Source organism: Streptomyces sp. NPDC048291, assembly GCF_043201715.1.
Taxonomy (GTDB): domain Bacteria; phylum Actinomycetota; class Actinomycetes; order Streptomycetales; family Streptomycetaceae; genus Streptomyces.
The window spans coordinates 14,341-27,264 of record NZ_JBICZC010000019.1; the positions used below are offsets into that span (position 1 = coordinate 14,341).

General features: G+C 73.7%; 12 protein-coding genes. 7 read left to right on the top strand and 5 right to left on the bottom strand.

The features are described from left to right. Positions 1-294 precede the first annotated feature (294 nt). Complete coding sequence (locus tag ACGF5O_RS41885; RefSeq protein ID WP_393815194.1) at positions 295-1,992, bottom strand: hypothetical protein; 1,698 nt, start codon at positions 1,990-1,992, stop codon at positions 295-297. Positions 1,993-2,199: 207 nt separating this feature from the next. Here ACGF5O_RS41885 and radA point away from each other — a divergent pair, with 207 nt between their 5' ends. Then, positions 2,200-3,609 (top strand): DNA repair protein RadA, encoded by a 1,410-nt coding sequence (gene radA, locus ACGF5O_RS41890; protein WP_393815195.1) that lies wholly within the window; start codon positions 2,200-2,202, stop codon positions 3,607-3,609. An 80-nt stretch (positions 3,610-3,689) separates the two neighbouring features. Continuing rightward, positions 3,690-4,814, top strand: a complete 1,125-nt coding sequence (gene disA, locus ACGF5O_RS41895; protein WP_093499984.1) for a DNA integrity scanning diadenylate cyclase DisA — start codon at positions 3,690-3,692, stop codon at positions 4,812-4,814. 418 nt (positions 4,815-5,232) lie between these two features. On the opposite strand, the gene ACGF5O_RS41900 is transcribed toward disA, so the two are convergent. Continuing rightward, the gene (locus ACGF5O_RS41900) at positions 5,233-6,078 is read right to left on the bottom strand and encodes a hypothetical protein (RefSeq protein ID WP_393815196.1); all 846 of its coding nucleotides are present in this window, start codon (positions 6,076-6,078) and stop codon (positions 5,233-5,235) included. A 203-nt stretch (positions 6,079-6,281) separates the two neighbouring features. On the opposite strand from ACGF5O_RS41900, the gene ACGF5O_RS41905 reads away from it, so the two are divergent. The 5 genes from ACGF5O_RS41905 (at position 6,282) to cseC (ending at position 10,780) form a co-directional block, all read left to right on the top strand. Continuing rightward, on the top strand, positions 6,282-7,157 hold the full coding sequence (locus ACGF5O_RS41905) for an A/G-specific adenine glycosylase (RefSeq protein WP_393815197.1): 876 nt from the start codon (positions 6,282-6,284) through the stop codon (positions 7,155-7,157). A 278-nt stretch (positions 7,158-7,435) separates the two neighbouring features. Next, positions 7,436-7,975: a SigE family RNA polymerase sigma factor gene (locus ACGF5O_RS41910; RefSeq protein WP_217559609.1), complete on the top strand. Its 540-nt coding sequence runs from the start codon at positions 7,436-7,438 to the stop codon at positions 7,973-7,975. After that, positions 7,963-8,637, top strand: coding sequence for a hypothetical protein (locus ACGF5O_RS41915; RefSeq protein WP_393815198.1), 675 nt, complete (start codon positions 7,963-7,965; stop codon positions 8,635-8,637). The genes ACGF5O_RS41910 and ACGF5O_RS41915 overlap by 13 nt, the downstream gene beginning before the upstream one ends. Positions 8,638-8,711: 74 nt before the next feature. Then, positions 8,712-9,416: a two-component system response regulator CseB gene (gene cseB / locus ACGF5O_RS41920; RefSeq protein WP_393815199.1), complete on the top strand. Its 705-nt coding sequence runs from the start codon at positions 8,712-8,714 to the stop codon at positions 9,414-9,416. Between the two features lie 11 nt (positions 9,417-9,427). After that, complete coding sequence (gene cseC, locus ACGF5O_RS41925; RefSeq protein WP_393815200.1) at positions 9,428-10,780, top strand: two-component system sensor histidine kinase CseC; 1,353 nt, start codon at positions 9,428-9,430, stop codon at positions 10,778-10,780. Between the two features lie 135 nt (positions 10,781-10,915). Here cseC and ACGF5O_RS41930 read toward each other — a convergent pair whose 3' ends face one another. Genes ACGF5O_RS41930 through ACGF5O_RS41940 form a run of 3 tightly spaced genes read right to left on the bottom strand, consistent with a single transcriptional unit; the run spans position 10,916 to position 12,764 of the window. Next, on the bottom strand, positions 10,916-11,824 hold the full coding sequence (locus ACGF5O_RS41930) for a class I SAM-dependent methyltransferase (protein ID WP_393815201.1): 909 nt from the start codon (positions 11,822-11,824) through the stop codon (positions 10,916-10,918). A gap of 2 nt (positions 11,825-11,826) precedes the next feature. Further along, positions 11,827-12,258 carry a VOC family protein gene (locus ACGF5O_RS41935; RefSeq protein WP_393815202.1) on the bottom strand — a complete coding sequence of 144 codons (432 nt, stop codon included), beginning with the start codon at positions 12,256-12,258 and terminating at the stop codon, positions 11,827-11,829. Between the two features lie 26 nt (positions 12,259-12,284). Next, positions 12,285-12,764: a helix-turn-helix transcriptional regulator gene (locus tag ACGF5O_RS41940; RefSeq protein ID WP_393815203.1), complete on the bottom strand. Its 480-nt coding sequence runs from the start codon at positions 12,762-12,764 to the stop codon at positions 12,285-12,287. Positions 12,765-12,924 lie beyond the last annotated feature (160 nt).

Genomic DNA, 12,924 nt, shown 5'->3' on the forward strand with positions numbered 1-12,924 from the left:
CGCCCCTGAAGGGGCGCGGGGAACTGCGCGACCAGCCACAACGGCGCCGCACCCTCCCACGCACCACAACCCGCCACGGCTTCTCCCGCCCACCCCGGCACCGCCGAACTCCACCGTCGTGGCCCAGCACCGCCGCGGCGGAAGGAGAAGACCGGCAGAGGCAGGAGACCGCCCCGGGCAAGGAACCAGCCGAGGCAGGAGACCCGCCGGGACAAGGGACCAGCCGACGCAGGAAACCGGTCGACGCAGGAGAGCGGGCGGGGCTAGGGGCCGATCGAGGGAGGGGCTCGTGGGTTACGGAGTTGGGGTGGGGGGCTCGCTGGGGGGTGTCGTCGGGGAAGGGGAGCCCGTCGGGTCGGTGGGGGTCGATTCGGTGGGGGTGGGGGTCGGCTCGCCCGACGGCGGTGGATCGCTGGCCGGCGGTGACGGCTGGGTCGGGTCGGACGGGGTCGGGGTCGGCGTCCCCGCAGGAGGCGGTTTCGGGCCCCGGCGCGTCGGCGGAGCCATCCCGAACCCGTCGATCGACACCACCGCCCCCACCGGCGCCACCGCCACCCGCGCGCTCCAGTGCCCGGCCGGCTCCCGCAGATGATCGACGTACACCTTGATCGTGAACGACTCGCCCGGCCGGAGCGTTCCCGACGGCCGGGAGAAGTACAGCCAGCCCGCCGACGTGGACACCGACCACCGCACCGCCGCGTCCCCCGACGCCGCGAGCGTGATCAGGGTCGTGTCGCCGTCGTTCGCGGCCGTCACCGCGAGGTGCCCCGTACCGGCCGGTCTCCGGCCGGTACCCGCGACGCTGACCACCTCGACCGAGACGTCGGCCTTGCCGTCCTTGCCGATCCGCGGCCCGGGTCTGGTGCCGGCGTTGCCGGCGTTCTGGTAGCCCCCGGACGCGTCGCCGTCGAGCGCGTCGGGTCCCGCGGCCTCGCGCGCGGTCGCGGACGGCCCGCCGTGGGCCTCCCCCGCCGGCGAGCCCCGGTACGCGGCCCACAGGGCGAGCACCGGCGCGGCCACCACCGTGGCGACGACGGTCGTCGTCACGGCACGCGCGCGTAGCCGGTCGCGGCGGGCCGCACGGTCCTTGGGGTCCATCGGGAAGCCCCGCCGGTCGAAGCGCGGGGCGGCGGCGCCACGCGCGCGTGGCTGGTGCGCCATGGCCACGTGCAGGGCCGCGCGGGGCGCCTCCAGGACGGGCAGCTCGGCGGGCGTGGTCATCGCGCCGGGCCACCGGCCGGGGGCGGCGCGTTCGGCGGTACGGCGGCAGCGCGGGCAGTCGTCGACGTGCCGGACCAGTTCGCGGCGCAGGGCGCTGCTGAGGACCAGCTGGCTGTCGCCGGTGAGGTGGGACACGCTCGGGCAGCCGCCGGTCTCGACGACGGCGAGGGCCGCGCGGGTGCGTTCGACCTCGCAGGCGGCGGAGGCGAGCAGCTCCCGGGCGCCGGCCAGGTCCATGCCGAGCACGGCGGCGACCTCGTGGGCGGCGAGGTGGTGGCGTACGGCGAGTTCGAGCGCCTCGCGCTGCTCGGGAGTGGTGCCGGCGGCCTCCGGCCAGGCGAGCAGGGCGAGTTCGCGGCGCCGCTGCTCCTGGGTGTCCGCGGGGACCGCGGGGTCGGGGTCGGGGGCGGGGTGCCGGCCCACCGCGTGGGTGGCCTGACGTTTCTGCTTGGCCTGGGCCAGCCCGCGCAGGCAGGCCCAGCGGGCCAGCGCGTACAGCCAGGCCCTGCGGTCCCCGGCGGTCTCCGGGACGCGCTGGCCGCGCCGCTCGGCGAGGGCGAGCACGTCCCCGAGCGCGGCGGTGGCCGCGTCGTGGTCGCACAGCACCGAGAGGCAGTAGGTGAACAGCCCGTCCAGGTACGGCTCGTAGCGGGCCGGCGGTCGCTGCGCCAGCGCACGCGCCGCCGCACGGTCACGCGCCGCGCGCGCCTCCCGGTGCGCCCGGTGTGCGCCGGTCGTTCGGGCCGAGGTCTCCGGAATGCTGCTCATCACCCGTGCGACCGTAGGCGGCGCTGTATGGCCCCTTCCGGCGGCTTGAGCTCTTTTAATCCGTACGGGTGAAACGATCCCTCAATCGGGGACAGGAACCTGTTCCGCCGCGGCTCGTACCCCTCTCGGACCGGCCGGGACCGGTCCGCCCACACCTGTCACGCGGGCCACCGTGGCCCCACTGTCAGTGGCGGGGGCTACGGTTTCCGCATGGCTGCCCGTACCAAGACCTCGAAGGACCGTCCGTCCTACCGCTGCACCGAGTGCGGATGGCAGACGGCCAAGTGGCTCGGCCGGTGTGCCGAGTGCCAGGCGTGGGGGACGATCGAGGAGTACGGCACGCCCGCGGTCCGCACGACGGCACCCGGCCGGGTCACCACCTCCGCGGTGCCCATCGGCCAGGTCGACGGCCGTCAGGCCACCGCCCGCACCACCGGCGTACCGGAGCTGGACCGGGTCCTCGGCGGCGGCCTGGTGCCCGGTGCGGTGGTGCTGCTGGCCGGCGAGCCCGGCGTCGGCAAGTCCACCCTCCTGCTCGACGTGGCCGCCAAGTCGGCCAGCGACGAGCACCGCACGCTCTACGTCACCGGCGAGGAGTCGGCGAGCCAGGTGAGGCTGCGCGCCGACCGCATCGGCGCCATCGACGACCACCTCTACCTGGCCGCCGAGACCGATCTGGCCGCCGTTCTCGGCCACTTGGACGCGGTGAAGCCGTCGCTGCTGATCCTGGACTCGGTGCAGACCGTCGCCTCCCCCGAGATCGACGGGGCGCCCGGCGGCATGGCCCAGGTCCGCGAGGTGGCCGGAGCCCTCATCCGCGCCTCGAAGGAGCGGGGCATGTCGACCCTCCTGGTGGGCCATGTCACCAAGGACGGCGCCATCGCGGGTCCGCGGCTCCTCGAACACCTCGTGGACGTCGTCCTGCACTTCGAGGGCGACCGGCACGCCCGCCTCCGCCTGGTCCGGGGCGTCAAGAACCGCTACGGCGCCACCGACGAGGTCGGCTGCTTCGAGCTGCACGACGAGGGCATCACGGGCCTCGCCGACCCGAGCGGGCTTTTCCTGACCCGCCGTGCCGAACCGGTCCCGGGCACCTGTCTGACCGTCACCCTGGAGGGCCGCCGTCCGCTGGTCGCCGAGGTCCAGGCGCTGACCGTGGACTCCCAGATCCCCTCCCCCCGCCGCACCACCTCCGGCCTGGAGACCTCCCGCGTCTCGATGATGCTGGCCGTCCTCGAGCAGCGCGGGCGGATCAGCGCGCTCGGCAAGCGGGACATCTACTCCGCGACCGTCGGCGGGGTGAAGCTCTCCGAGCCGGCCGCCGACCTGGCCATCGCCCTCGCCCTGGCCTCCGCCGCCAGCGACACCCCGCTCCCGAAGAACCTGGTCGCCATCGGCGAGGTCGGCCTCGCGGGCGAGGTCAGACGGGTCACCGGGGTCCAGCGCAGGCTCGCGGAGGCACACCGGCTCGGCTTCACGCACGCGCTCGTGCCGGGCGATCCCGGCAAGATCCCGACGGGCATGAAGGTCCTGGAAGTCGCCGACATGGGGGACGCGCTGCGGGTGCTGCCGAGCTCCCGTCGCCGAGAGGCCCCGCGGGAGGCGGAGGAGCGCCGGTAGACTTTGCCCTGGTCTCGCCCGTCCGTACGAACCGAGTGCGGGGACGGCAGCGCCTCAGAACCTGCGACCGGAGGAGTGCAGTGGCAGCCAACGACCGGGCAGGAGCTCCCGGAAAGTCCGGTGGGAGTGCCGGTACCGATGGCCTGATGCGCGCCTCGCTGAGCGCCGTGGCTCCGGGCACGTCCATGCGTGACGGCCTGGAGCGGGTCCTCCGCGGCAACACGGGCGGACTCATCGTCCTCGGCTTCGACAAGACGGTCGAGTCGATGTGCACGGGCGGTTTCGTGCTGGATGTCGAGTTCACGGCGACCCGGCTGCGCGAGCTGTGCAAGCTCGACGGCGGCATCGTGATCTCCTCCGACCTGTCGAAGATCCTCCGGGCGGGCGTGCAGTTCGTGCCCGACGCGACGATCCCCACGGAGGAGACGGGCACCCGGCACCGCACGGCGGACCGCGTCTCCAAGCAGGTCGGGTTCCCGGTGGTCTCGGTCTCCCAGTCGATGCGGCTGATCGCGCTGTACGTCGAGGGGCAGCGCCGCGTCCTGGAGGACTCGGCGGCGATCCTCTCCCGCGCGAACCAGGCGCTGGCGACCCTGGAGCGGTACAAGCTCCGCCTGGACGAGGTCGCGGGAACGTTGTCGGCGCTGGAGATCGAGGACCTGGTGACGGTCCGGGACGTGTCCGCCGTGGCGCAGCGTCTTGAGATGGTCCGCCGGATCGCCACGGAGATCGCCGAGTACGTGGTCGAACTGGGCACCGACGGGCGGCTGCTCGCCCTCCAGCTGGACGAGCTGATCGCCGGGGTGGAGCCCGAGCGCGAGCTGGTGGTCCGGGACTACGTCCCCGAGCCCACGGCAAAACGCTCCCGCACGGTCGACGAGGCGCTGTCCGAGCTGGATGCCCTGAGCCACGCGGAGCTGCTGGAACTGCCGACGGTGGCGCGGGCGTTGGGGTACACCGGGTCGCCGGAGGCGCTGGACTCGGCGGTGTCGCCGCGCGGGTTCCGGCTGCTGGCGAAGGTGCCGCGGCTGCCGGGGGCGATCATCGACCGGCTGGTGGAGCACTTCGGCGGCCTGCAGAAGCTGCTCGCCGCGAGCGTCGACGACCTCCAGACCGTCGACGGGGTCGGCGAGGCGCGGGCCCGCAGCGTGCGCGAGGGGCTGTCCCGACTGGCGGAGTCCTCGATTCTCGAACGGTACGTCTGACCGGCCCTAGCGGCTCGGACCACCGCGTCGCACAGCGACTGCGGCCCGGTGGGGGCCGCCCACGCAGTTCCCCGCGCCCCCTGCGGGGCACGCCCCAGCCGCGGGCAGTCGCACCACCGCGGGCCGGTGGGGGCTTGTCGCGCAGTTCCCCACGCCCCTCACGGGGCACGCCCCAGCCGCGGGCAGTCGCACCACCGCGGGCCAGTGGGGGCTTGTCGCGCAGTTCCCCGCGCCCCTTACGGGGCACGTCCTAGCTGCGGGCAGTCGCACCAGCGCGGGCCGGTGGGGGTTGCTCGCGCAGTTCATCGCGCCCCTTGCGGGGCTTGTTAGCTGCGGGGAGGCGTGCCGCAGGGTGGCACGGGTGGGCGCGGTGGTACCCGGCGAGCGCCGGTGAGCGTTCCCGGCCCCCCGGCCCGGCCTAGTCCGCCGCCAGCACGAAGGACGCCTGGGTCTTCGTGAAGCCCGGTGTCGTCGCCTCCAGGAGATACGTCCCCGCCCCGGCCGAGCCCGCCGCAGGCGTCGCGCACTGGGCGGCGCTCGGCTTGCGGTCCCACTTCAGGGTGTACGTGATGCTGCTGCCGGACGGCACCCGGTACCACCGGCTCCCCGCCGCCTTCGGGCAGTCGGCCGACGACCAGTAGGTGTCGTCCGCGCTGGCCTGCGTGATGGTCAGCACCGCGTTCTTCGGCCCGAGGTCGATCTTGCAGTCGCTGGACGACGTGTTCTTCGCGGTGAGCTCGAAGGCCGGCGTCTGCTCGGGCGAGTACGAGTTGTGCAGACTCCGCAGCGTCAACGTCACCGACCCGGCGGTGCAGTTGGGCAGCGTGGAGGTCCCCGGCAGCGAGGCGACCGTACCGCCGGAGCCCGACGTCACGTCGTCCCCAGAGCCGGACGAGGAACCCGAGGAGCCCGAGGAGCCGGCGGAACCGCCCGAGCCGGCCGAACTCCCGCCGTCGGAACCGGAACCGGAGCTCGACCCGGAACTCGCACCGGATCCGCCCCCCGAACCGCCCCCGCTCGACTCGTCCCGCCCGCCCGGTGCCTGGCTGATCGCCGGCCCGCTGCCGGACGGTCCCGGCGTGATCGTGGACACGGGATTCTTGCCGTCCGACCCGCCGGCGTTCTTCTTGCCGCCTCCGCCGTTCGACGTGACGATCCACGCGATCAGCAGCGCCAGGACGCCGAGCGCCGACAGCATGAAGACCCTCCGTCGCCAGTAGATGGAGGAGGGAAGCGGCCCGACCGGATTGCGCAGAGATCCCACGGCGCAAACTGTACGAGAGATCCGTGCAGTTCCTCGCCCCACCCGCCGCCCAAACCTCAACTTTTCCGGATCATCATTCCGGCAACTCCCGTCAGCGCGGCCACCCTTCACCGCGAGCGGCGTCAACCCCGACCGCGCCCCGCCCCTCGCCGCGGACCACGTCCCCGCCACCCGCCGCCGGACGTGGCAGGATCGGAAGGGCCATGACTGAGAAGCTTCACACCCCCGTGATCGCCTGGTTCGACACCCACGCCCGTGACCTCCCCTGGCGCCGCCCGGAGGCGGGCCCGTGGGGTGTGATGGTCAGCGAGTTCATGCTGCAGCAGACCCCGGTCAGCCGGGTGCTGCCCGTGTACGAGCAGTGGCTGGCCCGCTGGCCGCGCCCCGCCGACCTCGCCGCGGAGGCGCCCGGCGAGGCGGTCCGCGCCTGGGGCCGGCTCGGCTACCCGCGCCGCGCCCTGCGGCTGCACGGCGCCGCCGTCGCCATAACGGAACGGCACGGCGGGGACGTACCGACGGATCACGCGCAGTTGCTCGCGCTGCCGGGCATCGGCGAGTACACCGCGGCGGCCGTGGCCTCGTTCGCGTACGGGCAGCGGCACGCCGTGCTCGACACGAATGTGCGGCGGGTGTTCGCGCGGGCGGTGACCGGTGTGCAGTACCCGCCGAACGCCACCACCGCCGCCGAGCGCAAGCTCGCCCGCGAACTGCTGCCGCCGGACGAGAAGACCGCCGCCCGCTGGGCCGCCGCCTCGATGGAGCTGGGCGCGCTGCTGTGCACGGCGAAGAACGAGACGTGCCAGCGGTGCCCGATCGCCGGGGAGTGCGCCTGGCGGCTGGCCGGCAAGCCGGAGCACGAGGGGCCGCCGCGGCGCGGGCAGACGTACGCCGGTACCGACCGGCAGGTGCGCGGCAAGCTGCTGGCCGTTCTGCGGGAGGCGCACGCCCCGGTGCCGCAGACGGCGCTCGACCGGGTGTGGCACGAGCCGGTGCAGCGGGCACGCGCGCTGGACGGGCTGGTCTCGGACGGCCTGGTGGAGCCGCTCGCGGGCGGCCTCTACCGGCTTCCGCTGAGCTGACGTACAGGCACATCACAGAGGACCGGGCTCCGTTACGGCCCGACCGCCGCCTCACCTCCCCTACAAATCCATGCATAGTCGGGCATTAACCAGCGCCCGCTTACCCCGCACCTACTTCCGTTACACAACCGACGGACAGCCGATTGCTACCCGAAGGCTGCTCCGCACAGCCCCGTGACAACGGGTCCGTAGCTTCGTTTCTGTGCCCGCCAGGACCGCGGGACGGCGGGAACTCAGGCACAGGGCCGGGGAAAACGGGGATCGGGAGGCGGTTGATCATGGCGCAGGGCGAGGTGCTCGAATTCGAGGAGTACGTCCGCACTCGACAGGACGCGCTGCTGCGCAGCGCCCGCCGGCTGGTCCCGGACCCGACGGACGCCCAGGACCTGCTCCAGACCGCGCTGGTCCGGACGTACGGCCGCTGGGAGACCATCGAGGACAAGAAGCTCGCCGACGCCTACCTGCGCCGAGTCATGATCAACACGCGGACCGAGTGGTGGCGGGCCCGGAAGCTGGAGGAGGTCCCGACCGAGCAGCTGCCCGACGCCTGCGTGGAGGACTCCACCGAGCAGCACGCGGACCGCGCTCTCCTGATGGACATCATGAAGGTGCTGGCTCCGAAGCAGCGCAGTGTCGTGGTGCTGCGACACTGGGAGCAGATGTCCACGGAGGAGACGGCCGCCGCCCTCGGCATGTCGGCCGGAACGGTCAAGAGCACGCTGCACCGGGCGCTCGCCCGGCTCCGCGAGGAGCTGGAGTCACGCGACCTCGACGCACGCGCGCTGGAGCGTGAGGAGCGGGAGCGTTGCGCGGCCTGACCGGCACAGGGCCCAGCAGGGGCCCGGCGAGTGCACAGGCGGTGATCACGGCGACGGCCGTGCTCGCCGCCCTCGCCCTTTTCGCCGCGGCCTGCGGCACCGGCGGCACCGGCGCCCGTGACGAGGGACCGGCGCACGCCGGCTCGGTCGCGCCCGCCCCGGCCGCCAGGGCCCCCTCGCCCAACCCGTCGCAGACGTACGAGAAGGTCGACGCGGTCGCCCTGGTGAAGGCCGACCCGGCGGTCTCGGCCACGGTGAAGCGGGACCTGAAGCCGTGCTCGGGCGACGAGTACCCCGTCGACGTGACGTACGGCGACCTGACCGGCGGTACGGTCGAGGACATTGTCGTCAACGTGCTGACCTGCGGGGACGCGGTCGGGGTCGGGGCGTACGTGTACCGCAGGGAGAGCGGCGCGTACAAGAACGTCTTCAAGGCCGAGGAGTCCCCCGTCTACGCCGAGATAGACCGGGGCGACCTGAGCGTGACCAAACAGGTGTACGAGAAGGGTGACCCGGTCTCGAGCCCCTCCGGCGAGAACGTGATCACCTACAGCTGGTCCGGGGGACGCTTCGTCCAGGAGGACTTCCACCACACCGACTACGGCAACGCGGCGGGGGGCGGCGACGACGACGCCACGCCGGTGCCCTCCCCGGCCAACTGAGCCCGCGCCCACGGAACCGGCCACACCCGCTGTACCCACTTGATCGACCCCCACCGACTACCGAGAGAGCCGGGATGGCAGACCAGACCCACGTCCTCTTCGTCGAGGACGACGACGTCATCCGCGAGGCCACCCAGCTCGCCCTGGAGCGGGACGGCTTCGCGGTCACCGCCATGCCCGACGGCCTGTCGGGCCTCGAGGCCTTCCGCGCCGACCGGCCCGACATCGCCCTGCTGGACGTGATGGTCCCGGGCCTGGACGGGGTGAGCCTGTGCCGGCGCATCCGCGACGAGTCCACGGTCCCGGTGATCATGCTCTCGGCGCGGGCCGACTCCATCGACGTGGTGCTCGGCCTGGAGGCGGGTGCGGACGACTACGTCACCAAGCCGTTCGACGGGGCCGTCCTGGTCGCCCGGATCCGGGCGGTGCTGCGCCGCTTCGGGCACGCGAGCGGCGGCGAGAGACCGCACGTGGACGCGGCGGAGGTGACGGGCGGCATGCTCACCTTCGGCGACCTGGAGATCGACACCGAGGGCATGGAGGTGCGCCGGGCCGGGCAGCCGGTCGCGCTGACGCCCACCGAGATGCGGCTGCTCCTGGAGTTCTCCTCGGCACCGGGGACCGTACTCTCCCGCGACAAGCTGCTCGAACGCGTCTGGGACTACGGCTGGGGCGGGGACACCCGCGTCGTCGACGTCCATGTCCAGCGGCTGCGGACCAAGATCGGCCAGGACCGGATCGAGACGGTCCGCGGTTTCGGCTACAAGTTGAAGGCCTGAGCGAGGCGGTCATGCGGGGGTTCTCCAACCGGTACCGGGGTCCGGGATTGCGCACCGGACTCAGATGGAAGCTGAGCGCGGCGATCGCGCTGGTCGGCGCGCTGGTCGCGATCGCGCTGAGCCTGGTGGTGCACAACGCCGCCCGGGTCTCGATGCTGGACAACGCGCGCGAGCTGGCCAACGAGCGGCTGCAGATCGGCCAGCGCAACTACGAGCTGTACGGGAGGGCGAACTTCCCCGACGTGAAGGTCAACGACCCCCGGCTGCCGCCGGCCCTGCGCGAGCGGGTCGACGCGGGCCGCCGGGCGACCGACGTCATCGACCACGGCAGCGGCGCGCCGGACATCTGGGCAGCGGTGCAGGCCAAGGACGGGCGGGTGCTGTCCCTGCACAGCACCTTCGCGAACCGCAGCAGCAACGTGCTGAAGGACCTCGACCAGGCGCTGGTCATCGGGTCCATCGCGGTCGTCCTCGGCGGCAGCGCGCTCGGCGTGCTGATCGGCGGACAGCTCTCGGTCCGGCTGCGCAAGGCGGCGGCCGCGGCCAACCAGGTCGCCCAGGGCGAGCCGGACGTGCGGGTGCGGGAGGCGATCGGCGGGGTCGTACGGGACGAGACCGACGACCTGGCACGGGCGGTGGACGCCATGGCGGACGCGTTGCAGCAGCGCCTTGAGGCCGAGCGGCGGGTGACCGCCGACATCGCGCACGAGCTGCGGACGCCGGTGACGGGCCTGCTCACCGCGGCCGAACTCCTGCCCCCCGGCCGTCCCACCGAACTCGTCCTGGACCGGGCGAAGGCGATGCGCACCCTGGTCGAGGACGTGCTGGAGGTGGCCCGTCTCGACAGCGCCTCCGAGCGGGCCGAGCTGCAGGACATCATGCTGGGCGAGTTCGTCTCCCGGCGGGTGGCCGCGAAGGACCCGGAGATCGAGGTGCGGGTGGTGCACGAGTCGGAGGTGACCACGGACCCGCGCCGGCTGGAGCGGGTGCTGTTCAACCTGCTCGCCAACGCGGCCCGGCACGGCAAGCCGCCCATCGAGGTGACCGTCGAGGGCCGGGTCATCCGGGTCCGCGACCACGGCCCCGGCTTCCCCGAGAAACTCCTCGCGGAGGGGCCGAGCCGCTTCCGCACCGGCAGCGAGGACCGGGCAGGGCAGGGCCACGGGCTGGGCCTGACCATCGCGGCGGGGCAGGCCCGTGTCCTGGGCGCCCGCCTCACCTTCCGCAACATCCGGCCGGCCGGCGCACCCGAGCACATCCCGGCCGAGGGCGCGGTGGCCGTCCTGTGGCTCCCGGAACACGCCCCGACGGCCACCGGCAGCTACCCGATGCTGCCGGGCCCGAACCAGACGGGAAGCCGCTGACGACCGCGCGGACCGTGCCGGGAGCCACTGACGAACGCGCCGACCGTGCCGGGAGCCACTGACGAACGCGCCGACCGTGCCGGGAGCCACTGACGAACGCGCCGACCGTGCCGGGAGCAGAGGAGGGTCCGGGCCTCAGACGGAGGCCACCAGGATCTCCTCGCCGCGGGACGGGCGGAGTCCGTCGGTGCGGTCGGCGAAGTAGCGGTCGGCGAGTTCCTCCGCCGGGACGTGCCGGGTGTCCCGGAAGCCGGCCTCGCGGGCCAGGGCCGCCATCCGTTCGGGTGCGTAGAAGCTCAGGAAGGGCGTGCCGGCGGCCCGCGCGCCCCGCTGGGCCACCCGCAGCTGCTCCCGCTGGTCGGGCTCGACGTCCTCGATCGGCCGCAGGAACGTCGTGACCAGCGTCGACCCGGGCGCGAGCCGCGCGATGCGCCGGAAGGTGGCGGCGACGGCGTCCTCCGTGAGGTACATCGTGACCCCGGCGGACGCGACCACGGCCGGCCGGGACGGATCGAACCCGGCGGCCACCAGCTGCCCCCACCAGTCGCCCTCGAAGTCCACCGGCACCAGCGTCAGCCAGCCGGGCACGCCGTACCCCAGCTCGGTCAGCCGCCGCCGCTTCCAGGCCACCGCTCCGGGCCGGTCGGCCTCGAACACCCGCAGCCCGGCGGCCACCGCGTCGGCGGCCCGGCGCTGCGCGAAGGTGTCCAGCCCGGCGCCGAGCACGAGGTACTGGTCCACCCCGCGCCCGGCCGCCGTCAGCACCAGGTCCTCGACGAACCGGGCCCGGGCCACGATGGACGCCCGGGTCCGCCGGGTGGCCTCGACGTCCATGTCCGGCCGGGCCCGCCAGCCCTCCGCGGTGTCCGCGGTGTCCGCGTCCTCCACGGTGCCCGCGCCGGCCGCGCCGGCCGCGTCCGGTTCGGCGAGCCGCAGCCCGACCTCGTCCTCGATGACGTGGGGCGGCGCGTCGGCGCGCAGGTGCAGCGCCCGCCACAGGGCGGTGCGGACGGCGGTGTGGTCGGGCCCGGCCTCCGTCGGCATGCTCAGAACTCCTTGGAGAAGTCGAGCTCTTCGCTGCGCTCGGTCAGCGAGTACCAGTTGCCGTTGTCGTCGCGGAAGATCGCCTCGATGCCGTAGGGCCGTTCCTTGGGCTCCTGAACGAACTCGACGCCCCGCGCGCTGAAGGTCTCGTAGTCGCCGCGGCAGTCGTCCGTGCGGAACGCGCCGGCCCCCATGGCCCCCTTGGCGACCAGTTTGCGCAGCGCCTCGGCGGACTCGGGGTCGAGGCCCGGCCCGTCCACGCGCATCAGGGCGAGTTCGACACCGGGCTGGTCCTTGGCGCCGACGGTGATCCACCGCATGTCGCCCATCGCGATGTCGCTGCGTACCTCGAAGCCGAGCTTCTCGGTGAAGAAGGCCTTGGTGCGCTGCTGGTCGAAGGTCCACACGGTGGTGATGGCCAGGCCCTGGATCATGGGTCCGCTCTCCTGCCTGCCCGGCATCAGCCGCCGGACGGTCGCTGTTCCTGACCGTCACCGTAGGCAGCCGGGTCCGGGCCGCGCTTCTCGGAAGTTGCGCTTCTGCCCGGGAACCCGCCGGCCCAGAGCATGGCGTAGCAGCCGGGGATGAGGGAGGCGCCGCGGCCGACGTGGGTGGTCCGGTACTCGGTGGGGCTGAGCCCGGTGCGGGCCTTGAACCTCGCCGAGAAGGTGCCGAGGCTGCTGAAGCCGACCAGGTGGCAGATCTCGGTGACGGTGAGGTCCGCGCCGCGGAGCATCTCCTCCGCCCGCTCGATCCTGCGGTGCGTCAGGTACTGGCCGGGGGTCTCGCCGTAGGCCGCCTTGAAGGCGCGCAGGAAGTGGTACCGCGAGTACCCGGCGTGCGCGGCGACCGCGTCGAGGTCCAGGGCCGGGTCGGCCCAGTCCCGGTCCATGGCGTCCTTGGCGAGGCGCAGCTGCCGCAACTTGTCCACGCGGTCCATGCTAGGAAACCGGCCCGTCCCGCGATCGATCGAGGCCGGGGCCGAGGCCGGAAACCGACGATGCGGGGGCGGGGGGGGGGGGGGGGGGGGGGGGGGGGGGGGGGGCCGGGGGGCCGGGGGGGGGGGGCGCGCCCCCCCCCCCCGGCGGGGCCCGCGCGGC